This window comes from Pseudomonas sp. NFACC42-2, assembly GCF_900116055.1.
Lineage (GTDB): Bacteria > Pseudomonadota > Gammaproteobacteria > Pseudomonadales > Pseudomonadaceae > Aquipseudomonas > Aquipseudomonas marginalis.
Window position 1 is genome coordinate 125,071 of record NZ_FOZO01000002.1, and the last position, 21,546, is coordinate 146,616.

A 21,546-nucleotide genomic window follows, 5' to 3' on the forward strand; every position below is an offset into this window, starting at 1 on the left:
GGTTATTCCCAGTTGCCCAGGTCGGCGCTGTAGCCTTCGCCGCCGGGCTGGCCGTCCTGACCGTAGAAAATCAGGTCGAACGCACCGTGCTCACCGGGGAAGCGATAGCCGAAGGCATGGCCGAACGGGTCCTTGAGGTCCGACGGCTTGGCATACGGCCCGGCCCAACCGGCGCTGTTGCCCGGCTTGTCGACCAGTTGCTGCAGGCTCTTGGGCGGCGAACCGACGTCCAGGCCGTAGCTTTCGATCTTCATGCTCAGGCTGGCCAGCTGGGCCTTGCCCGCGCCGTATTTGCCCTTGTCCACATTGCCGCCGACCTGGCGCACCACGATGGTCGCGACAATGCCCAGCAGCACGATCACGGCGAGCATTTCCAACAAGGTAAAACCGCCCTGGCGGCGGGCGGGCTTGAATCGGGTATGGCGCATCAGCGTGTTTCCTTAAGGGTTCATATATTGCTGGTCAGGCTCATCAGCGGCAGCATGATCGCCAGCATGATCACCGCCACCAGCACCGCCATGACCACGGTCAGGGACGGCACCAGCGCGGCGAGCAGGCGGTCGATGCCGCGTTTGGCTTCGACGTCGAACACCGCGGCGACCTTGAGCAGCATGCTGTCGAGTTCGCCGGCCTGTTCGCCGACTTCAATCATTTGCAACGCCAGGTCGGGCAGCAACGGCTCGCTGCCGAAGGCGCTGGCCAGGGTGCCGCCGCCCTTGACCGACTCGGCGGCCTGGGCGACCTGGGCTTGCAGGGCGCGGTTGGTGCAGACCTGGCGGGCAATCACCAGCGCTTGCAGCAGCGCCACACCGTTGCTCAGCAGGGTGCCGAGGGTGCGCGCCAAACGGGCGGCTTCGACCCGTTGCAGCAACGGGCCGATGATGCGGATGCCCAGCACGCGGCGGTCATAACGTTCGCGGCGCTGGGGATCGCGCAGGCGCGCGGCCAGGGCCCATGCGCCGACAATCAACCCGGCCAGCACCGCCAGGCCGTAGGCCCCGAGGAATTGGCCGAGGTCCAGGATCACTTCGGTAATCAGTGGAATCGGCACGCCCAGGTCCTTGAAGATCGGCACGAACTGCGGCACCACATAGGCCAGCAGCAACGCCAGCGAACCGAGCACGCCGACCACCAGAAACGCCGGGTAGATCAACGCGTTGATCACTTCGCCCCTGAGCAGTTGGCTGCGCTCCAGGTAGTCGCTGAGCTGGCGCAGGGTGTCTTCGAGGGCGCCGCCCGCCTCGCCGGCGCGGACCATGCTCAAGTACAGCGGCGAAAACTGGCTGCCCTCCGCCTCCAGCGCCTTGGATAACGGCTGGCCGGCCTTGACCTGTTCGCGGATGCGCTCGATCAGCGCGCGGGTCTGGGGCTGGCCGGGCTGCTTGAGCAGGATGCCCAGGGAGCGTTCCAGCGGCTGGCCGGCGCCCAATAGTGTGGCCAATTGTTGAGTGAAACTGACCAGCGCCGCGCCGTTCAACTGACCCCGGCCAAAGGCCTTGCGCAGGCCCTGGGCGCCCGCCACCTCGATCTGCAACAGCAGCAAACCGCGCTTGTGCAGGGCGGCGACTGCAGCGTCCTGGTCCTTGGCTTCGAGGGTGCCGTTTTGCGCCTGGCCCTGGCTGTCGAGGGCGCGGTATTTGAACAGGCTCATGCGCCCTCTCCCCGGGTGACGCGCAGCACCTCCTCAAGTGAGGTGACACCGGCCACGGCCTGGCGCAGGCCTTCTTCATGCAAGGTGCGCAGGCCGCCACGGCGGGCGGCCTGTTCGAGGGTGGCGGCGTCGGCCTGGCGCATCAACAGGCTGCGCAGTTCGTCGTTCATCACCAGCAGTTCGGTGATCGCACTGCGGCCGTGGTAACCACCGCCCGGCGCATCGGCGCGGGGGCGATAAAGCATGATCGGACGCTGCTCGGTAAACCGGTCGAGGCCGTGTTCGGCGATCAATTCCGCCGGTGCTTCGAAGGCTTCGCGGGTGGCCGGATCCAGGCGCCGCACCAGGCGCTGGGCAAGGATGCCGTTGACGGTCGAGGCAATCAGGTAGCTTTCGACACCCATGTCCAGCAAGCGCGTGATACTCGCTGCCGCGCTGTTGGTGTGCAGGGTCGAGAGCACCAGGTGGCCGGTGAGGGACGACTGGATGGCGATGCGGCAGGTTTCCAGGTCGCGGATTTCACCGATCATGATTACGTCCGGGTCCTGACGCACGATGGAGCGCAGCGCGCCGGCGAAGTCCAGGCCGATGGCCGGCTTGACCTGGATCTGGTTGATGCCCTCAAGCTGGTATTCCACCGGGTCTTCGACGGTGATGATCTTGCGCTCGGCGGTATTGAGCCGCGACAGCGCGGTGTACAAGGTGGTGGTCTTGCCCGAGCCGGTGGGCCCGGTGACGAGCAGGATGCCGTGGGGCCGCTCGAGCACTTCGAGGAAGGTTTCCAGGCGCTGGCCATCAAAGCCCAGGCTCTGGAAATCGAACTGCACGGTCTGGCGGTCGAGCAAACGCATGACCACCGACTCGCCAAAACTGGTGGGCACCGTGGACACCCGCAAGTCCAGCTCCTTGCCCTGGATGCGCAGCATGATGCGCCCGTCCTGGGGCAGGCGCCGCTCGGCGATGTCCAGGCGCGCCATGATCTTCACCCGCGAAATCACCGCTGCCGAAGAGCTGGACGGCGGCGCCTCGGCGTCGTGCAGTACGCCGTCGATGCGGTAGCGCACCTTAAGCTGGTTTTCGAAGGGTTCGATATGAATGTCCGAGGCGCGATGTTCCACCGCGCGCTGCAGGATCAGGTTGACCAGGCGAATCACCGGCGCTTCGGAGGCCATGTCCTTGAGGTGTTCGATGTCTTCCAGGGCACCGCCCTGCTCGTCGAGGTTTTCGATCAGGGTACCCATGGCCGAACGGCCCTGGCCGTAGTAACGCTCGATCAGGGTTTCGACTTCGTTGCGCGGCCCCACCGCCAGCCACACCGGCACGCCACAGGCATAGGCCATAGCCTGGAACGGATACACCAGCGACGGGTTGGCCGCCAGCACCCGCAGGCCGCCCTGGCTCCAGCCCACGGGCACCACCTGGTAGTGGCGCATGAAACGCTCGGTCAATACCGGCAACGGGTCCAGCAGCGGCGGCGCGGCATCGGCCAACAGCAGCGGTGCGCCGAGCAGGTCGGCCCAGGCACGGGCCAGTTCCACTTCGGAAACCAGCCCCAGGCGCGTGAGCAGGCCCAGTAATTCGGTGTCACCGCCCTCCTGGGACAAGCGTCGGGCGCGCTCCAGGTCAACGGTTTTCAAGCCGGCATGTTGCATCAGCCACGCGCAGACCTGTTCGGTGTGCGGGATGTGCAGTTGGCAGGCATTGAGAGGTGTTGAGGAGCTGGGCATGGGTAAAAATCTGAGGGGCGATGTTCTAAAGGGCGATGGGAAACCCCTGTGGGAGGGAGCTTGCCCCCTCCCACAGGGGACCGCATTTCCCCGTTAGTTCGAGGTCTTCGGCGCGGCCTGGCTGCTGCTCAGCGGCCGCCCACCCTTGGTAGTTTCAGCTTTCTGTTTTTTGACGGCCTTGGCATCGTGAGCCTGGGTCAACACCGTGGAATCGGCAGCCCCGGATTTCGCATCGGCGTCCGTGGACTCGGCCGCCATCGCCGCGCCACTTAGCGCAACGCCCAATACAACACCGGCACCCAACAGGGAAATCTTCATCAACTTTCTCCAGATCAAAAACAGCAGATAGCCCAAGTGGCGCCTTGAACTCGATCAAGACCCTACACCAAAGCGTTGTGTATGACAGCTTGTGTAAACATGGCACTTTAGAACTACCGAGCAATGCCACTAGTTAGCCATGACTCGACAAATTTTCTTAAACCAATCGACTGGTAGGTTTAGCCTTAGTTCCGAAAGGTAAGAAAATATTTCTTATTTCACGCAAAAATTAGCTTTCGTTTGACTTATAACCGCAAGAATTGCCTTAATTATGCGGTTTTCGCGGTTCAAAATGCCATCCCGTGATATCGCTTAGACACTACCCACAACAATAACTAATACAATTATTACACTTATAAAACTGCGAAATTCGCCAAATAGTTGCAATTAGCCATCGGTTGAAAATTGCGATCACGGGCAACTATTGCCCAGAAAAAAGTGACGAGGTGCAGTGCAACACGCACTTCTCGGCGCGCCATGTTTACTGAATTGTTGTCGGAGAGCCCCATGAATAAACGCAAAATGATCGGTGCACAGTCGGCTTTCGCCCTGCTGGCACTGGCCGTGTCCCAGGTGCATGCAGCCACCAGCCCGGCCCTGGATGAAGGCCGGGTCAGCCGCGCGGAAAAAGCTGCGGACAAAACCCTGGCGAAGATGACTATGGAAGAAAAACTCGCCTACATCGGCGGCACCGGTGGCTGGGACGTCAAGCCACTGACCCAGTACGGTATCCCGCAGATCCACGGCGCCGATGGCGGTGTGGGCGTGCGCTACACCAGCGAAGGCAACGCCCAGGGCGTGGTCTACCCGTCGGGGCCGAACCTGGCCGCCAGCTGGAACCCGCGTCGCGCCATCGACCTGGGCCGTGCCCTGGGCTATGACACCGCCAGCGGCGGCTATCAGTTCGTCACCGGCCCTGGTGTGAATCTGTACCGCATGCCGTACAGCGGCCGGGCGTTCGAGTACCTGTCCGGTGAAGACCCGTTCCTCGGCGCCAGCCTGGCGCCGGCCGTGATCAACGGCATTCAGTCCCGTGGCGTGTGGGCCAATGCCAAGCATTTCGCCGCCAACGACCAGGAAAGCAACCGCTTCCACCTCAATGAAATCATCAGCGAACGCGTGCTGCGCGAGATGACCCTGCCGCCGTTCGAGTCCGCCTCGAAGAACAGCAAGGTCGCGATGATGATGTGCGCCTTCCAGAAGGTGAACGGCGAGTTCGCGTGCCAGAACAAGCACCTGATGCGTGACATCCTCAAGACCGAATGGGGCTACCCGGGCTTCGTGCAGAGCGACTACAACGCGGTGGTCGACGGTTTGCCGGCGGCACAGGCGGGTACCGACCTGGACATGATGGGCTACCAGATGAACAGCACCATCCTCAAGCCGTACCTGGACAGCGGCGAGCTGAGCAGTGCGACCATCGATGACAAGGTGCGCCGCATACTCAAGCAGATCTACCTGTACAAGTTCGACAGCAAGGCGCCGCTGACCAGCCACAACATGAACAGCGCCACCAGCAACCGCGTGGCCCTGAACGCCGCGCGCGAAGGCATCGTGCTGCTGAAAAACCAGAACAGCCTGCTGCCGCTGGACGCCAGGAAGGTCAAGCGCATCGCCGTGGTCGGCACCCTGGCCAAGTACGCGCCGCCTACCGGTTTCGGCAGCGCCAACGTCATGGCCGCCAACTACATCAGTGAGCTGAGCGGCTTGCAGCAACTGGCGCCAGGCGCCAAGGTCGAGTTCATCGACGGGCTGTCCCTGGATCCGGCCACCTCGACCTGGACCCATGCCGACGGCAATGGCAACAGCGTCAAAGGCCTGAAGACCGAGTTCTTCAGCAACACCAACTGGTCCGGCGACCCGGCCGCCAGCCGCACCGACACCCATGTCGACCTGGACTGGTCCACCGACAGCCTGCCGGTGAACGGCGATACCGCCGCCACCTCGATTCGCTACAGCGGCCAGATCACCCCGACGGTCAGCGGCGAGCAGGTGTTCAAGGTGCGTGCCGACGGCGCCGTGCGCCTCTACGTCAACGGCAAGAAAGTCCTCGACAACGGCGACGGCAAACCGCTGCCGAACAACAGCATTCCGCCGACCATCCCGGTGTTTGCCAAGGTCAACCTGGAAGCCGGCAAACCGGTCGACATCAAGCTGGAATACTCACGCCGCAACGGTTACCTGTCGACCATGGGCGGCCTCGTCGGTGTGCAGATGAGCTGGGCCTCGCTGGTGGCACCGCAGGACCTGGCCAAGTACGACGCGGTACTGGTCGCGGCCGGTAACAGCAATGAGTACGAAGGCGAAGGCTTCGACCACAGCTTCGACCTGCCCGAATACCAGAACCTGCTGATCCAGAGCATCGCCAAGGTCAACCCGAATACCGTGGTCACCCTGCACGGCGGTACCGGCCTGAAGATGAGCGACTGGATCGATCAGGTACCGGCTGCGCTGCATGCGTTCTACCCTGGGCAGAACGGCGGCCAGGCCCTGGCGGAGATCCTGCTGGGCAAGGTCAACCCGTCGGCCAAGCTGCCGATCAGCATCGAGCGCAACATCGAAGACAACCCGATCTACGCGACCTTCCCCAAGTTCGACAACCAGGAAACCCTGGCCGAAATGAGCTACAAGGACGACCTGTTCCTGGGCTATCGCGGCTACGAGAAAAAGGGCATCAAGCCGCTCTACCCGTTCGGCTATGGCTTGTCGTACACCACCTTCGGCTACAGCAACATCAGCGTGACCCCTGGGGTAGCGGTGGGCGGTGCGCCGATCAAGGTGTCGTTCGACCTGGCCAACACCGGCAAGGTCGCGGGCGCCGAAGTGGCCGAGTTGTACGTGGGCCAGAACAACCCGAAAGTCGAACGCGCGATCAAGGAACTCAAGGGCTACAAGAAGGTGTTCCTCAAGCCGGGCGAGAGCAAGCGCGTGACCATCGAGCTCAACGATCGCTCGCTGGCCTACTACGACGTGGCGAGCAAGCAATGGGTCGTGGATGCCGACAGCTTCAACCTGTCGGTGGGCGCGTCGTCCCAGGATATTCGCCTGAACGCCAAGCTGGTCAACCCGTTCCGCCAGGAGCTGTCGACCACCACCAGCAACCCGCTGCCGCGCTCGGCGCTCAACTCGACGCTGCGTGAATCGACGGTGAAGACCGGCGGTGTGCTGCATCAAAACGAAGGTGACAGCGGCACCAGCGACGGTGATGGCTATGACATGAGCGATGACAGCAGCCAGGGCAGTGCCACCGGCAACTGATCCCCAACGATCGTGCCCACGCTCTGCGTGGGAACGATCAATGTGTTCAACTCAGGTTCTGATGGCTGCCTCGACCCGCGCGATGTAGCTGTCAAACCGCGCCACCAGGTCCACCTGCTCGGGAAACCGCAGCCACTGGATCTGCAGGCCATCCATCATGGCCAGGATTTCTTCCACCAGCCCGGCGATGTCCACATCGCTGCGCATCTCCCCCGCCGCGACCAGGTCGGCAAACTGCCCCTGCATGCGCTGGTGAATCGCCGCATAGCGCGCCTGGAACCAGGCCCAGGCCGGATGGGTGTCCAGCAGGCTTTCGGCATTCAAGATGGTAAACGCGCGCACCACGCCCGGTGCCGTGGCATTCGAACGATTGATCGCACGCAGGCTGCCAAGTAAGCCATTGAGGGTTTTCTCCGCACGAACCTCATCGGCAATCCGTTGATTGACCTCATCGCGACGCTGCAACACCCCCATCAACAGCGAGATCTTACTGGGAAAATGATGCAGCAGCCCGGCCACCGAAATACCCACGATCGCCGCCACCTGGGCCATCGAGGCGCCGCTGTAGCCTTCCAGGGAGAACACCTGCAGGGCCGCGTCCAGCAGCTCTTCGCGGCGTTTTTCACCTTTGGGGGCGCGGCGGGTCTTGGGGGCGGGTTCGGTCATGGGCAGGTCCTAGTGGGCGGTAAAAAAGCTCAGGCGCTTTCCCGTTCGATCAAGCGGCAATCCAACAGGTTCAAACGCTGTACGGCATCCGGCAACACGCCGAGGCTTTCCAGCACGCGGGTTGCCGCCAGTACGCCGATCTCCAGGGCCGGCGGTTTGATCGTACTCAGGCTGGGCAACAGCATTTCGGCAAACGGGTAGTCACCGAATCCAAGCACCGCGCACTTTAACCCGGAACGCTGCCCCGCCAGCAAACCACCGGCGGCGAGGTTGTCATTGGCGAAGAAGATCGCGTCAGGTGGGGTGGCGTGGTTCATCAGGGCTTGCATCGCCTGCTTGCCGGCCTCGAAGGGCGCGCTGTCGGCATCCGGGACGAAGACCCGGGGCTGTACACCCAGTTCGATCAGGGTCGCGGCAAACCCATCGCCCCGTTCCAGCGCGCTGAAGTCGCCCGTGGCGCTGTTCTGCACGAAGGCCATGCGCCGATAGCCCTTGCCATGCAGGTAGCGCGCGGCCGTGACGCCGACGTCGTAGTGGGAAAAACCGATCTGCACCGGCGCGCGTTCGGGCACGTAGTCCCAGGTTTCCACCACCGGGATATCGGTGTCGGCGATCATCTTTTCGGTGCCCGCGCTGTGGAAGCGGCTGGTCAGCACCAGCGCTGCCGGCGACCAGCCGAGGAACGCGCGCACCGCGCTTTCTTCCTGCTCGGCGCTGAAGTAACTGGACGCCAGCAACAGCTGATACCCATGGCGACTGAGGGTGTCGCTGAAGCCCTGGATCGTGTTGGCAAAGATCGGCCCCGAGATGTTCGGGATCACCATCGCCACGATCCGCCCCCGCGCCGATGCCAGCCCGCCGGCCACCAGGTTGGGCACATAACCCAGCTCGGCCACCACCTCGGCGATGCGCTCGCGACGCTCGGGCGAAACCTGCTCCGGCTGGTTGAAATAGCGCGACACGGTGATCGCCGACACCCCGGCCTGGCGGGCCACGGTGTTCAAGGTGACGCGCCCGGCGCCACGGCGTTTACGCGGTTTGTCTTCGCTCACGGGACCACCCTGCTAACAACCAAAAAGAATATAGGAATAATTTTTAAGTCTTTGACGCTCTAAACCCGAGCTACCAATAATGCCGATGTTAGCGCTAACAAAGCGCGCTGTCTGCTACTCGCTCAAGCGAATGCCCAAGGCAGTTTCCACAGGCGCTGACGGTCGTAAGAACCGCAGCGGTTCAGGGCATTTTTTCGAGCGAACACACCATGCACAGGCACACGCACTTATTCCTTCTCGCCGGTCTGACCGCCCTCCCCGTGCCCGGCGCCTTTGCCGCCGACGAGCAGGAACCCACGCTCAAAGCGGTGACGGTCACCGCCACCCGGCGTGAAGAGTCACTGCAAAAAGTCCCGGTGGCGGTCTCGGTGCTGGACGGCGAACAACTGGAGCGCGACAACCGCAACGGCGTCGCAAGCATCGCCCAGCAAGTGCCGTCGCTGAACTTCCGCACCGGCGCTTCGAACAAAGACACCTCGCTGTTCGTGCGCGGCGTGGGCACCATTTCCACCTCTCCTGGCGTGGAGCCGACGGTGGCCACGGTGATCGACGGCGTGGTCTACGCGCGCCCCGGCCAGGCCACCCTCGACTTGCTGGACCTGGAACGCATCGAAGTGCTGCGCGGCCCGCAAGGCACCTTGTTCGGCAAGAACGCCTCGGCCGGCGTGCTCAACATCACCAGCAAGGCGCCCACCGCCGAGACCCACGGCTATATCGACCAGGCGTACTACAGCGGCAATGAAAGCCGCACCCGTTTCGGCATCGGCGGCAGCCTGGTGCCGGAGGTGCTCAAAGGCTCGATCAGCACGCTGTTCGGCAGCTACGACGGTAACGTCGATAACCCGCACAACGGCCAGGAGGTCAACGGCTACAACCACAAGGGCATCCGCGGCAAGCTGGAATTCACCCCCAACGATGACGTGAAACTGACCCTGATCGCCGACTACATGCAGTCCCACGACGACGCGCCGAATGGCGTGGTCAGCAAGTCCCTGAGCCCGGCCTTCAGCAATGCCTTGAGCCCGGTGCGCGCCTCCGGCGACAACCGCGACATCAACACCGATGCGCGCAGCCATGTCGAGGACACCAACAAAGGCTTGTCCGCTCAGTTGGACTGGAACCTGGGCGACTACACCCTGACCTCGATCACCGCCTGGCGCGGTTGGGACAACACCCAGTACCAGGACGGCGACCGCCTCGGCACGGTGACTGGCGCCTTCCCCGGCACCGCCGACAAGGGCGAGCTGGCCTTCGACCAATACTCCCAGGAACTGCGCCTGGCCTCGCCCAAGGGTGAGTTCCTGGAATACGTCGGCGGCCTGTTCTACATGCACGGCAAGGACGAGGAAACCTATCAGCGCACGCTCACGACCACCACGCGCACCGACCGTGGCATCGCCGACTACAGCACCACCAGCGACAGCTACGCGGTGTTCGGCGAGACCACGCTGAACTTCACCTCGCGCTTTCGTGGCATCGCCGGCCTGCGCTACACCCACGATGAGCTGAAATACGATCACCGCCGCGTCTCCACCTCGGCCACCACGGTCAGCGGGATTCAACCGGCCACCTCCAGCTCCGGCTCGGTGGACGAAGACGGCTGGTCCGGCCGCCTCGGGGTGCAGTACGACATCAGCGACAGCGTCACCAGCTACCTCACCTACTCGCGCGGCTACAAGGGCCCGGCCTACAACGTGTTCTTCAATATGCAGCCGCGCGACACCGACGCGCTCAAGCCGGAAACCTCCAACACCTGGGAAGCCGGGATCAAGGCCACCGCCTGGAACAACCGCCTGACCACCAACCTGGCGGTATTCCACAGCGACTACGACAACTACCAGGCGAACTTTTTCGACACCGTCGCCGGCCAGGTCGTGACCCGCCTGATCAACGCCGGCAGCGTCAGCACCGAAGGCGTCGAGCTGGATTACGCCCTGCAGGCCACCCAGCAACTCAAGCTCTCCGGCGCCCTGGCCTACACCCGTGCGCGCATCGATGAGTTCGCCTGCCCGGCCGGTGCGGCGGCCACCTGTAACGTGAACGGCAAGCCACTGCCCTTCAGCCCGGACTGGAAAAGCTACGTGCGCGCCGACTACACGATCCCGCTGGATAACGGCCTGGACATCGAAGTGGGCACCGACTACAGCTGGCAGAGCGAAGTGCAGTACGACATCAGCCAGAACGTCGACACCAAGCAAGGCGCCTACGGCATCTGGAACGCCAGCGTGGCCCTGGCCGACTACACCAACGGGTGGCGCGTGGCGTTGCTGGCCAAGAACCTCGCCGACAAGTCCTACTCACCGCTGCTGGCCAGCGGTGGCAACTACATTTACCGCGCCGTACCCCGTGACGATGAGCGTTACTTCGGCGTGCAACTGCGCAAGGATTTCTAGCATGAGCCGTCAACTGAAACTCGGCGCCTTTCTCATGGCCACCGGGCACCATGTCGCCGCCTGGCGCCACCCGGATGTACCGGCGGATGCCGGGCTGGATTTCGCCCAGTACAAACACCTGGCGCGGGTGGCCGAAGCGGCGAAGTTCGATGCGCTGTTCGTGGCCGACAGCATCGCCGCCGCCACCGGTGAGATCGCCAGCCATATGGCGCGCTCGGATCATTTCGAGCCGCTCACCCTGCTCTCGGCGCTGAGTGCGGTGACCGATAACATCGGCCTGATCGCCACGGCGACCACCAGCTACAACGAGCCCTACCATGTGGCGCGCAAATTCGCTTCGCTGGATCACCTGTCCGGCGGGCGTGCGGGCTGGAACCTGGTGACCTCGGACAACGCCGCCGAAGCGCAGAATTTTGGCCGCGACGAACACCTCGGCCATGGCGAACGCTACAGCCGCACCAGGGAGTTTCATCAGGTGGTGACCGGGCTGTGGGACAGCTGGGAAGACGATGCCTTTGTGCGCGACAAGGCCAGCGGCAACTATTACGACCCGACGAAACTGCATGTACTGGACCATGTGGGCGAACACTTCCGGGTCAAGGGCCCGCTGAATGTGGCGCGCTCGCCCCAGGGCCAGCCGGTGATCGTGCAGGCCGGCTCGTCCGAAGCCGGCCGTGAGCTGGCCGCGCAGACCGCCGAGGTGGTATTTACCGCACAGACCTCGCTGGCCAATGCCCAGGCGTTTTATGCCGACCTCAAGGGCCGCTTGAGCCAGTACGGGCGCGAGCCGGATTCGCTGAAAATCATGCCCGGCGTGTTGGTGGTGGTCGGGGCGACCGAGGCCGAGGCCCAGGCCAAATTCGAGGCGTTCCAGGATCTCGTCGAGCCGGAGGTGGGTGTCGCGTTGCTGGGGCGCATGCTGGGCAATTTCGACCTGTCCGGCTACCCGCTGGACGGGCCGTTGCCGGCGCTGCCGTTGACCGACAGCGGGCAACGCAGTCGTCAGCAACTGCTGAGCGACTTGGCCAACCGTGAGCAACTGACCCTCGCGCAATTGGGTCGGCGAGTTGCCGGTGGCCGCGGGCATTACAGCCTGATCGGCACGCCTGCGCAGATTGCCGATGAGCTGCAGAACTGGTTCGAAAACGGCGCGGCCGATGGTTTCAATATCCTGGTGCCGCACTTGCCGGGTGGGTTGGAAGACGTCGCGCAATGGCTGGTGCCCGAGCTGCAGCGGCGCGGCCTGTTTCGCACTGAATACAGCGGTTCCACCTTGCGCGAAAACCTCGGCCTGGCGCGCCCGACCCATCGATTTACAGAGGGTAAAGCATGAAGTTTCCAGCACTGCTCCTGGCCTTGCTGGCGGTGACGCAAACCGCCCTGGCCGCCGACCCCGCCACCCTGCGTATCGGCTACCAAAAAGGCTCCATCGCCCTGGTCCTCGCCAAGCAACATGACCTGCTGGAAAAGCGCTTCCCGAAGACGGAGGTGAAGTGGATCGAGTTCCCCGCCGGCCCGCAGATGCTTGAAGCGCTGAACGTGGGGGCACTGGATGTGGGTTCCACCGGCGACATCCCGCCGCTGTTCGCCCAAGCCGCCGGGGCTGACCTGGTCTACATCGGCGCCGAACCGCCCAAGCCCAGCGCCGAGACGATCCTGGTGCGCAATGACAGCCCGCTGCATTCGGTCGCGGACCTCAAGGGCAAGAAAGTGGCGTTCCAAAAGGGTTCCAGCTCCCACAACCTGATCCTGCGCGCGCTGAACAACGCCGGCCTGAGCTACAAGGACATCCAACCGGTGTACCTGCCGCCGGCCGATGCGCGAGCGGCGTTCGAACAAGGCAGCGTCGATGCCTGGGCGATCTGGGAACCCTACTCGTCACTCGCCTTGAGCCAGAGCCCGAGCCATGTGCTGGCCAATGGCGAAGGCTTGGGGTTGTCGGGGCCGGTGTACAGCGCCCGGCGCGAGTATGCGCGGGACAATGGGGCCTTTATCCATGACCTGCTCGACGAGCTCACCGCCGCCGAAGCCCTCACCCGCAGCCAGCGCGAAGACAGCCTGAACGTACTGACCGACTTCATGGGCCTGCCCGTCGACGTGGTTGCACGCTACATGGACAACCGCCCGCCTTCGCCGATTTTGCCGATTGATGACAAGATTATTGAGGCGCAGCAGGCGACGGCGGATCTGTTTTTCCAGAACCGGTTGTTGCCCAAGGCCATTGAGGTGAAGAAGGCCGTGTGGAATTCCCAAGCCAACTGAGATCCAAATATGGGAGGGGGCAAGCCCTAATGGCAGTCAGTTAAGGGCGAACACCGTACCTGTGGCGAGGGAGCTTGCTCCCGTTGGGCCGCGAAGCGGCCCCAGCTCTTTGTTTGAAAAAAACGGGACTGCTGCGCAGTCCAACGGGAGCAAGCTCCCTCGCCACAGGTTACTTTTTACCCTTTTCACTTCTTAACTGACTGGCATTAGGGCTTGCCCCTCCCACATTTTTAATCCGCGTCTAGAAGTCGACGGTGGCAGACAGCAGGTAGGTACGCGGGGTCGACAGGGTCAGCCCCGGCTCGCTGTCATCCGACGCGCCGGCCGAACTCCAGTAGCGCTTGTCGGCGACGTTCTCCACATTCGCCCGCAGGGTGATGTGCTTGTCATCGACCTTGAACGCATAGCGGGCGCCGACGTCGATGCGGTTCCAGGCGTCGATTTCCTTGACGTTGGACTGGTCCAGGTATTGGGAACTGGAGTGGATGCCACGGCTGGTCAGGGTCAGGCCTTCGAGGGTCGGGACATCCCACTCGGCACCGAGGTTGACGTTGTACTTGGGCGTGGCCGGCGCGCGGTTGCCGTCCCAGGCGCCATTGGTGGTGTCCTTCAATTTGCTGTCGATGTACATCACGCCGCCGAGCAGGCGCACGCCCTTGAGGGGCTCGCCGAACACGCTCAGCTCCGCACCGGTGTTCTGGCGCTTGCCATTGGGACCGAACAGCCGCGACGTGGCGTTGGTCTCGTAGGCCGGTTGCTTGATGCGGAACACCGCGGCGGTCACGGCAAAGGCGCCAGCGTCATACTTGGCGCCGACTTCCACCTGGCGGCTGATAAACGGCGGGAAGATCTGGTCTTCGTTGCGCGACGTGGACGGGGCGATCTTGCCCTGGCTCAACCCTTCCATGTAGTTGGCGTACAGCGACAGCTTGTCGGTGGCTTTGAACAGCAGGCCGCCCGAAGGCGAGATCTTTTCTTCATCGTAGTTGGTCTTGCCTTTGATGCCGTTGCTCCAGTCGTCCACGATCACGCGCTGCCAGCGCGCACCGAGGGTGAGCAACAGGCGGTCATCGAAGAAACCCAGGGTGTCGGACAAGGCCACGCCACTGAACTTGTTCTCGGTATAGACCTTCGCATCCTGGCGCGTGGCCACCGACGGCGTCGGGGTTTGCACCGGGTTGTAGAGATTGCTCGATGCGTTGGCATAACGCGCACCGCCGTTGGTGAAGTCCATATAGAAGTAGCTGGCGGCCAGGTTGACCTCATGGCTCACCGGCCCGGTGTGGAACCAGTTACGCACGCCGGCCGTGGCGGTGCGGACGTTTTCATCGCGGGTGAAGTCCCGAGGCTGCACGGTGAAATCACCGGCCGCATTGGTCACCGAAACAGCATGGCGCAGGAACTCATGGTTACTTTTACGCGCGCCCACACCGCCGTAGAGCATCACCGAATCGCTGAGGTCATATTCGGCATTCACCGTACCGAAGGTGTCCTTGGTGCGGGCCTTGCTCCAGGACTGCGCATAGTTGCGGCGCACATCGTTGGCGCTGGGCACCGGCGCGGCAGCCGCGACTTGCACACGCTCCTGCGGCGCATCGGTATCGCGCTCGGTGCGGCCGATATCGGTGGAAAGGCGCAGGCGCTCGCCACGAAAATCCAGGCCCAGCACGGCCATCTCACGGTCGACGCTCTGGTGGTCCCATTCGGTATCGCCGGACTGCTTCACGCCGTTGAAGCGCAGGCCGAACTTGTTGTCCTCACCGAAACGCCGGCCCACATCCACGGCGCCACCGGCCTGGCTGTCGGAGGCCCAGGTGCCGGTGAACGAGGTGATGTCCTTGTCGGTAGCGCGCTTGGGCACCACGTTGATCCCGCCGCCCACGCTGCCGCGCGGCGAGATGCCGTTGATCAACTGGGTGGGGCCTTTGAAGATGTCGACGCGGTCGGCCATTTCCATGTCGATGGTGTAGGTCGGCAGCACGCCGTACAGGCCGTTGTACGACACATCACTGTTGAACAGGCTGAAGCCGCGAATGGTGAACTGTTCATAACGCCCACCGGCCGGGTTGGTGGCGCGTACCGACGGGTCGCTGGCGATCAGGTCGCCGAGGGTGCGCGCCTGCTGGTTTTTCACCGCGTCCTGGGTGTAGGTGGTCATGCTGAACGGGGTTTCCATGAAGTCCCGGGTGCCCAGCAGGCCTTGCGAGCCACGCCGCGCCACCTGGCCACCGGCGTAGGTGTCGCCGTCGTACAGGCCGGTGGTGCCGAGGATCGACGTGGGCGCCAGTTCCAGGCTGCCGCCCTCCGGCACCGGCACCAGCATGTAGGCCTGCTCCCCCATGGGCTGCAATTGCAGGCCGGAGCCTTGCAGCAAGCGGGCAAAACCCTCTTCCACGCCGTATTCGCCGGATAAACCGCTGCTGCTGCGCCCGCTGACCAGCGCCGGGTCCACCGACAGGTTGACCCCCGACAGCCCGGCAAAACGGGTCAACGCCGCACTCAGGCTACCGGCCGGCACCTGGTAGCTGCGGCGCGCGGCGCTGTCTTCGGCATAGCTGACGGGGACGAACAAGGGGCTGGCGCTGAGGCTCAGCATCAGGCTCAGTTTGAGCAACGGGCGCAAGCGCAAGGGTTGGACTGCGGGCATTGGAAGAAGCTCTCGATTTTGTTCACTTGCCTGGAATGACAGGCGAGGTGAAAAAAGGGGACAGGCTTCGACCAACTTTTTTCAAAATGGCAGGGCAATGGCGGCGCCATGCCCTGCTTTGGCTACCATACCGCGATATGGGAATCCGCACGCGGTTCGGTGCCGCCGCACAGCACGCCGCTGACCGGGTCGCGCAGGATGATCTGCCCACGGCCGTAGTCGGTGAGGTCGCTGGCGATCTGCACCTGATGACCACGCCGGGCCAGGGCATTGGCCAGGTCGCGGGAGGCGCCCTGCTCGATGCCGACCTTCATGTCGCCCAGCCATTGCCAGCGCGGTGCATCCAGTGCGGCCTGGGGGTTGAGGCCGAAGTCCACCAGGTTCATCACCATCTGTACGTGACCCTGGGGCTGCATGTAGCCGCCCATCACGCCGAACGGGCCAAGGGCCTGGCCGTCCTTGGTGAGGAAACCGGGGATGATGGTGTGGAAGGTCTTCTTGCCTGCTGCCAGGCAGTTGGCGTGGGTCGGGTCGAGACTGAATTCCTGCCCACGGTTCTGCAACGCAATGCCGCTGTCGGGCAACACCACGCCGGAGCCGAAGCCGTGGTAGTTGCTCTGGATGAACGAGACCATATTGCCTTCGGCGTCCGCCGTGGCCAGGTACACCGTGCCGCTGGCGTGCGGGTCACCGGGCTTGGGCGCCTGTGCCTGCTCGCCGATCTGGCTGCGACGGCGCGCGCTGTAGTCGTCGCTGAGCAGGTCGGCCACTGCCACGCGCATGTGCAGCGGGTCGGTGATGTAGTGCAGGCCGTCGCTGTAGGCGAGCTTCATGGCCTCGAGCTGGCGGTGCCAGGTCTGTTGGCTGTCGCGGTGATCGAAGGTGAAGCCTTCGAGGATGTTCAGCGCCATCAGCGCCACCAGGCCCTGGCCGCTGGGGGGGATTTCCCAGACGTCGACACCGCGATAATTGATGTGGATCGGGTCCACCCACTGTGCGCGGTAGTCCTTGAGATCACTGGCGCGCAGGTATCCCCCGGTGGCCCGTGAGTGGGCGTCCAGGCGTGCGGCCAGGGCACCGCGATACAGGCTTTCGCAACGGCTGGCGGCCAGTTCTTCCAGGGTGCGCGCCTGGGCCGGGTTGCGGAAGATCTCGCCCGCTTGGGGTGCGCGCCCATCGATGAGGAACGTGTCGAACCAGGCTTGCAGCACTTCATCGCGATGCAGGCTGAATTCGTTCAAGGAGATCTGCCATTGGTGGGCAACCACCGGTGACAGCGGGAAACCCTCGCGGGCCAGGCGGATGGCCGGTTGCAGCAACTCGGCAAACGCCAGCTTGCCGAAGCGTTGCGACAGCTCCGCCCAGGCCGATGGGCAGCCGGGCACGGTCACCGGGGTCCAGCCGTACAGCGGCATCCGGTCGTGCCCGGCAGCCTTGACCGCCTCGACACTCAAGGCGCCCGGCGCATGGCCGTTGCCGTTCAGGCCATGCAACTGGCCCTTGCACCACACCAGGGCAAACGCATCGCCGCCCAGGCCGCAGCCGGTGGGCTCCACCACCGTGAGCGCGGCCGCCGTGGCGATGGCCGCGTCGATGGCGTTGCCGCCCTTTTGCATGATCTCGATACCAGCCTGGGCGGCCAGGGGTTGGGACGCAGCGACCATGCCACGTCGGGCAAATACGCTCTGGCGCTGCGACGGATAGGGGTACTCGTGGGCAGAAAATTTCAACATGGCAAAGGCTCTTCAAAAAAAGTCATAACACACGGCTGAGAAACGCCCGGGTACGGGGATGGCTGGGGTGGCTGAAGATCTGTTCCGGCGGCCCTTGTTCGATGAGTTCGCCCTGGTCGAGTACCACCACGCGGTCCGCCACTTCCCGGGCAAAGCCCATTTCATGGGTGACCACCACCATGGTCATGCCCTCCTCGGCCAGCTCTTTCATCACCTGCAGCACTTCGCCGACGGTTTCCGGGTCGAGGGCGCTGGTGGGTTCGTCGAACAGCATGGCCTGGGGTTTCATCGCCAGGGCGCGGGCGATGGCGACCCGTTGCTGCTGGCCGCCGGAGAGCATCGACGGGTAGTGGCTGGCCTTGTCCGCCAGGCCGACCCGCGCCAACAGGCCACGGGCCTGTTCCAGCGCTTCGGCACGTGGCGTGCCGAGGACCTGGATCGGTGCTTCGATGATGTTTTCCAGCGCCGTCATATGGGGGAACAGGTTGAAGCGCTGGAACACCATGCCGATGTCGCGGCGCTGGCGGGCGATGTTGCGCTCCGAATCGCGCACCAGGCTGCCGTCGCTGCGCTCGCGATAGCCCATGGCGCGGCCGTTGACGCGGATGCGCCCGCCCTGGATATCTTCCAGCAGGTTGATGCAGCGGATAAAGGTGGTCTTGCCCGAGCCCGAGGCGCCGATCAGCACCACCACTTCGCCGCGTCGTACTTGCAACGAGATGCCCTTGAGAATCTGCAGCGCGCCGAACGACTTGTGGATATCCAGCGCTTCGATGATCAGTTCGTCACTTTGGTGTGCCATGGTTATCGTCCCCTCAGCAGTTTCAGGGTGCTACGTCCGAACATGCGGCTGGCTGCCGGTGGTGGCGCGGAAGGCCGGTCGGACTGGCTGAAACGGGCTTCGAGCCCGCGCTGGAAAAAGCCCCAGAGGGTGGTCAGCGTCAGGAAGTACAAGGCAACCACCAGGTACAGCTCGAACACCCGGAAGGTGGCCGAGGTGATCATCTGGGTGCTGAGCAGCAGTTCCTGCACACCAATCACGCTGACCAGGGTGGTGTTCTTGAGCATCACGTTGAACTCATTACCCAGCGGCGGCACGATCACCCGGAACGCCTGGGGCAACACGATGCGCCGCATCAGCTTGGCGAAGCCCATGCCCAGGGAGCGCCCGGCTTCATATTGGCCCTTGTCCACCGCGCCGATGCCGGCACGGATGATCTCGGCCATATAGGCACCTTCGTTGAGGCCCAGGGCAATGATCGCCGCCTGGATATTGCCGGGGACAATCAGGCCGAACAGTTCGATATCTTCGAAGCGGAAAATCCCGCCCGCCGCCAGCGCCGTGTACAGAAACACGATCTGCACCAGCAGCGGCGTGCCGCGCATCAGCCACACATAAAAACGCACCGGCAGATGCAACAGCGGGTTCTTCGACAAGCGCAACAACGCCGCCGCCAGCCCCAGCGCGCAGCCCAACAGCATCGCCAGTACGCTGATCAGGCACGTCAGCCACAACCCCGTGAGGTAAACCCCGCTGGGCTGCAGCAGGTACTGCCAGAACACATCCCAATTGAAATTCATCGCAGGTACGCCTCAGTCGAGTGTGTCGCTGCTGACATGCCATTTGTCCAGCAACTGCACATAGCTGCCATCGCTGCGCATATCGCTGATGATCTGCTGCACGGCGGCAGTGAGTTGCGGGTCGTCCTTGCGTATGCCCAGGCCGGTGAGGATGCGGCTGAACGCCGGCACGCCTTCCTGGAACAGGTCCGGGGCCATTGCTGCGTAGTAACCGGCGGTTTCCACGGTGGTGCCGTAGGCGTCGACCTGGCTGATGCGCAGGGCCTGGAAGGCATCGGTGTCGGTGTTGTAGACCACCAGTTTCATCGGGGGCTTGCCGGCCTTGGCCAGGCTTTCATTGTGGGCATCGAGCAGGGTCTTGATGGTGGAGCCGTTGAGCACCGCGACCTTGTGCCCGGACAGGTCATCCAGCGCCTTGATGCCCTTGGGGTTGCCCTTGGGCACCACCACCGACTGGCTGGAATACATGTAGTTGACGATGTCGATCACCTGGCGCCGCTCGGGTTTGTCGAACAGCTGGTCGACGATCATGTCGCACTGCTGGGCGAGCAGCGCCGGCACCAGGCCAGAGAACGGAATCACCCGCCATTGCACTTGCTTGTGGCCCAGCCGCTTGGCGATTTCCAGGCCCAGGTCGACGGTGAGCCCGCGGGGTTTCTGGGCTTCGTCGAAGGACACCAGGGGCGGGGAATCCATCCCCGAGCAATAGACAAGTTTGTCGACTTTTTGCAGACGATCCGGCACTTGAGGCGCAGCAAAGGCCCCTTGTGCGCAGAGACCGAAGGAGACAGCCACCAGCAAGGCGCGGCATTTATGCATGACCAGACACTCCAGTTCGTTGAATAACGGGGCAGGACTAAAGTCAAAACACAGCGGGTGTTTCTTATTGTTCGGTTTGCAGGAACTGGATCAGTGCCGGCACGGTGCCTTCGATGTGTTCGCGCACCACGGCTTCGGCGCGGGCGGCATCGCCGGCGCGGATCGCATCGAGGATCACCGCGTGTTCCTGGCGGGCGCTGAGGGGTTTTTCGCCGTGCTGCAGCCACAAGCGCATAGGTGCCTCGACCAGCGAGTACAGCGCCGAAATCTGCTTCATCAGGCGCGGGCGGCCGCTGAGGCTGCACAGGTATTCGTGGAACGCGCGATGGCGGCTGACCCAGGCGGCGCTCTCGTCGCGGTAGTCGTCCATCTCATCGAGCATGCGCTCCAGGGCCGCCAGTTGACGCTCACCGATACGGCCGACGGCCACGCGCACCGCCAGGCCTTCGAGGGCGCTGCGCATCTCGAACACTTCGTGCAGTTCATCGATATCCAGACCGCTGACGATCGCGCCACGGTTGGGGCGCAAGGTCACCAGGCCCTGGGCGTCCAGGCGGCGAAAGGCTTCGCGCACCGGCATGCGGCTCATGCCGATCTCGCTGGCGATGTCTTCGGCAATCAGCCGGTCACCCTTGCGGTAGCGGCCGCCGCAAATGGCATCGAGCAGAAAGTTGTAGGCCTCCTCCTCGGCAGTGAGGGGCTGGCGGTCAACGTAAGCGGGAGCGAATTGCATCGGCAGCACCTTTTGAATTTTTGTATCCAATTATCCACGGATGCAAAAAAGCAGGATGCGTGCCAACGGCTTGGGACAGGAGCCAAGTGATTGATTCAGATCGGATAGAAGGGAAAAAGCTGGGGCTGGCGTTGAAAAGTCGCGTGGGAATTTGCTACCCAATGGCGCAGAAGACGCCCCATTGGTGGGCGGAAGTAACAAGCGGGACGTGGGCGAGATGCTTTTGCTTGAGGCGAATCCAGCCCACCGCTGGCGTTATGGCTCGACCGAATAGATGACGGTTTGCGCGCTGTTTTCGCCGACCGCCCGGCGGGTGAAATAGGTGTCGCCTTCGTCGGTGAGGATCTCGTAGTCGGCCTTGCGGGCCGGACTGGCGTGCTTGATGATTTTCAGCACGCGCTGGAATTTCACGCTTAGCGTGCCGTTGTGGCTGGGCCCGGTGAGCACATTGACGCTTTGAAACCAGCCGGCGTGCCGCTGGTTGCTCACCAACGCGTGGCTCATCGCCTCGAAACGTTCCAACCGCGTGAAGCCCCACAGGGTCTGTTCTTCGACGGTGGCGCCCGGCGTAGCGGCGCCGGTAAACACAAACAGATTGATCGCCGGGCTGTCTTCGCAAAAGAAGTCGTAAGGGACCAGGCCGTCGACCATTTTCCTGCCGGGCACAAAGCCCTTTTTATGCACCTGAAACATCGCCACCTCCACT

17 protein-coding genes are annotated in these 21,546 nt (G+C 63.4%); 4 read left to right on the top strand and 13 right to left on the bottom strand.

The genetic code is table 11. The features are described 5' to 3' along the window. Window positions 1-2: 2 nt before the first annotated feature. From gspG to BM416_RS04345, 4 genes are all read right to left on the bottom strand, one after another. Window positions 3-428: a type II secretion system major pseudopilin GspG gene (gene gspG, locus BM416_RS04330; protein WP_027607415.1), complete on the bottom strand. Its 426-nt coding sequence runs from the start codon at window positions 426-428 to the stop codon at window positions 3-5. Between the two features lie 20 nt (window positions 429-448). Further along, the gene (gspF, locus tag BM416_RS04335; protein ID WP_092485897.1) at window positions 449-1,651 is read right to left on the bottom strand and encodes a type II secretion system inner membrane protein GspF; all 1,203 of its coding nucleotides are present in this window, start codon (window positions 1,649-1,651) and stop codon (window positions 449-451) included. Beyond that, the gene (gene gspE, locus BM416_RS04340) at window positions 1,648-3,378 is read right to left on the bottom strand and encodes a type II secretion system ATPase GspE (RefSeq protein ID WP_092485900.1); all 1,731 of its coding nucleotides are present in this window, start codon (window positions 3,376-3,378) and stop codon (window positions 1,648-1,650) included. The genes gspF and gspE overlap by 4 nt, the downstream gene beginning before the upstream one ends. 93 nt (window positions 3,379-3,471) lie before the next feature. Next, window positions 3,472-3,696: a hypothetical protein gene (locus BM416_RS04345; protein WP_027607412.1), complete on the bottom strand. Its 225-nt coding sequence runs from the start codon at window positions 3,694-3,696 to the stop codon at window positions 3,472-3,474. Window positions 3,697-4,203: 507 nt separating this feature from the next. Here BM416_RS04345 and BM416_RS04350 point away from each other — a divergent pair. After that, on the top strand, window positions 4,204-6,954 hold the full coding sequence (locus tag BM416_RS04350) for a beta-glucosidase (protein WP_092485903.1): 2,751 nt from the start codon (window positions 4,204-4,206) through the stop codon (window positions 6,952-6,954). 51 nt (window positions 6,955-7,005) lie between these two features. Here BM416_RS04350 and BM416_RS04355 read toward each other — a convergent pair whose 3' ends face one another. Both BM416_RS04355 and BM416_RS04360 read right to left on the bottom strand, forming a co-directional pair. Further along, the gene (locus tag BM416_RS04355; protein WP_092485906.1) at window positions 7,006-7,620 is read right to left on the bottom strand and encodes a TetR/AcrR family transcriptional regulator; all 615 of its coding nucleotides are present in this window, start codon (window positions 7,618-7,620) and stop codon (window positions 7,006-7,008) included. Window positions 7,621-7,649: 29 nt separating this feature from the next. Then, complete coding sequence (locus tag BM416_RS04360) at window positions 7,650-8,672, bottom strand: LacI family DNA-binding transcriptional regulator (protein ID WP_092485908.1); 1,023 nt, start codon at window positions 8,670-8,672, stop codon at window positions 7,650-7,652. A gap of 209 nt (window positions 8,673-8,881) precedes the next feature. Here BM416_RS04360 and BM416_RS04365 point away from each other — a divergent pair, with 209 nt between their 5' ends. Genes BM416_RS04365 through BM416_RS04375 form a run of 3 tightly spaced genes read left to right on the top strand, consistent with a single transcriptional unit; the run spans window position 8,882 to window position 13,327 of the window. Next, window positions 8,882-11,065 (top strand): TonB-dependent receptor, encoded by a 2,184-nt coding sequence (locus BM416_RS04365; RefSeq protein WP_092485911.1) that lies wholly within the window; start codon window positions 8,882-8,884, stop codon window positions 11,063-11,065. After that, window positions 11,058-12,398 (top strand): LLM class flavin-dependent oxidoreductase, encoded by a 1,341-nt coding sequence (locus BM416_RS04370; RefSeq protein WP_175539038.1) that lies wholly within the window; start codon window positions 11,058-11,060, stop codon window positions 12,396-12,398. The genes BM416_RS04365 and BM416_RS04370 overlap by 8 nt, the downstream gene beginning before the upstream one ends. Further along, window positions 12,395-13,327: a sulfonate ABC transporter substrate-binding protein gene (locus BM416_RS04375; RefSeq protein ID WP_092485917.1), complete on the top strand. Its 933-nt coding sequence runs from the start codon at window positions 12,395-12,397 to the stop codon at window positions 13,325-13,327. Before BM416_RS04370 ends, BM416_RS04375 begins: the two co-directional genes overlap by 4 nt. Before the next feature lie 241 nt (window positions 13,328-13,568). On the opposite strand, the gene BM416_RS04380 is transcribed toward BM416_RS04375, so the two are convergent. The 7 genes from BM416_RS04380 to BM416_RS04410 form a co-directional block, all read right to left on the bottom strand. Then, entirely contained in the window at window positions 13,569-15,974 is a 2,406-nt protein-coding gene (locus BM416_RS04380; protein WP_092485920.1) for a TonB-dependent receptor, read from the bottom strand. Between the two features lie 122 nt (window positions 15,975-16,096). Beyond that, complete coding sequence (locus tag BM416_RS04385; RefSeq protein ID WP_092485923.1) at window positions 16,097-17,707, bottom strand: gamma-glutamyltransferase family protein; 1,611 nt, start codon at window positions 17,705-17,707, stop codon at window positions 16,097-16,099. 22 nt (window positions 17,708-17,729) lie between these two features. Continuing rightward, window positions 17,730-18,509 carry an amino acid ABC transporter ATP-binding protein gene (locus BM416_RS04390; RefSeq protein WP_092485926.1) on the bottom strand — a complete coding sequence of 260 codons (780 nt, stop codon included), beginning with the start codon at window positions 18,507-18,509 and terminating at the stop codon, window positions 17,730-17,732. A gap of 2 nt (window positions 18,510-18,511) precedes the next feature. Next, the gene (locus BM416_RS04395) at window positions 18,512-19,288 is read right to left on the bottom strand and encodes an amino acid ABC transporter permease (RefSeq protein ID WP_092485929.1); all 777 of its coding nucleotides are present in this window, start codon (window positions 19,286-19,288) and stop codon (window positions 18,512-18,514) included. Window positions 19,289-19,300: 12 nt separating this feature from the next. Continuing rightward, entirely contained in the window at window positions 19,301-20,107 is an 807-nt protein-coding gene (locus BM416_RS04400) for an ABC transporter substrate-binding protein (RefSeq protein ID WP_092485931.1), read from the bottom strand. Window positions 20,108-20,171: 64 nt separating this feature from the next. Beyond that, the gene (locus BM416_RS04405) at window positions 20,172-20,840 is read right to left on the bottom strand and encodes a GntR family transcriptional regulator (RefSeq protein WP_092485934.1); all 669 of its coding nucleotides are present in this window, start codon (window positions 20,838-20,840) and stop codon (window positions 20,172-20,174) included. 255 nt (window positions 20,841-21,095) lie between these two features. Further along, complete coding sequence (locus BM416_RS04410; protein WP_092485937.1) at window positions 21,096-21,533, bottom strand: hypothetical protein; 438 nt, start codon at window positions 21,531-21,533, stop codon at window positions 21,096-21,098. Window positions 21,534-21,546: the final 13 nt, after the last annotated feature.

Excerpts from the sequence above, each read along its gene's own strand:
- gspG (WP_027607415.1), bottom strand. The coding sequence starts at position 428 with ATGCGCCATACCCGATTCAAGCCCGCCCGCCGCCAGGGCGGTTTTACC.
- gspF (WP_092485897.1), bottom strand. The coding sequence starts at position 1,651 with ATGAGCCTGTTCAAATACCGCGCCCTCGACAGCCAGGGCCAGGCGCAA.
- gspE (WP_092485900.1), bottom strand. The coding sequence starts at position 3,378 with ATGCCCAGCTCCTCAACACCTCTCAATGCCTGCCAACTGCACATCCCG.
- BM416_RS04345 (WP_027607412.1), bottom strand. The coding sequence starts at position 3,696 with ATGAAGATTTCCCTGTTGGGTGCCGGTGTTGTATTGGGCGTTGCGCTA.
- BM416_RS04350 (WP_092485903.1), top strand. The coding sequence starts at position 4,204 with ATGAATAAACGCAAAATGATCGGTGCACAGTCGGCTTTCGCCCTGCTG.
- BM416_RS04355 (WP_092485906.1), bottom strand. The coding sequence starts at position 7,620 with ATGACCGAACCCGCCCCCAAGACCCGCCGCGCCCCCAAAGGTGAAAAA.
- BM416_RS04365 (WP_092485911.1), top strand. The coding sequence starts at position 8,882 with ATGCACAGGCACACGCACTTATTCCTTCTCGCCGGTCTGACCGCCCTC.
- BM416_RS04375 (WP_092485917.1), top strand. The coding sequence starts at position 12,395 with ATGAAGTTTCCAGCACTGCTCCTGGCCTTGCTGGCGGTGACGCAAACC.
- BM416_RS04380 (WP_092485920.1), bottom strand. The coding sequence starts at position 15,974 with ATGCCCGCAGTCCAACCCTTGCGCTTGCGCCCGTTGCTCAAACTGAGC.
- BM416_RS04385 (WP_092485923.1), bottom strand. The coding sequence starts at position 17,707 with ATGTTGAAATTTTCTGCCCACGAGTACCCCTATCCGTCGCAGCGCCAG.
- BM416_RS04390 (WP_092485926.1), bottom strand. The coding sequence starts at position 18,509 with ATGGCACACCAAAGTGACGAACTGATCATCGAAGCGCTGGATATCCAC.
- BM416_RS04395 (WP_092485929.1), bottom strand. The coding sequence starts at position 19,288 with ATGAATTTCAATTGGGATGTGTTCTGGCAGTACCTGCTGCAGCCCAGC.
- BM416_RS04400 (WP_092485931.1), bottom strand. The coding sequence starts at position 20,107 with ATGCATAAATGCCGCGCCTTGCTGGTGGCTGTCTCCTTCGGTCTCTGC.
- BM416_RS04405 (WP_092485934.1), bottom strand. The coding sequence starts at position 20,840 with ATGCAATTCGCTCCCGCTTACGTTGACCGCCAGCCCCTCACTGCCGAG.
- BM416_RS04410 (WP_092485937.1), bottom strand. The coding sequence starts at position 21,533 with ATGTTTCAGGTGCATAAAAAGGGCTTTGTGCCCGGCAGGAAAATGGTC.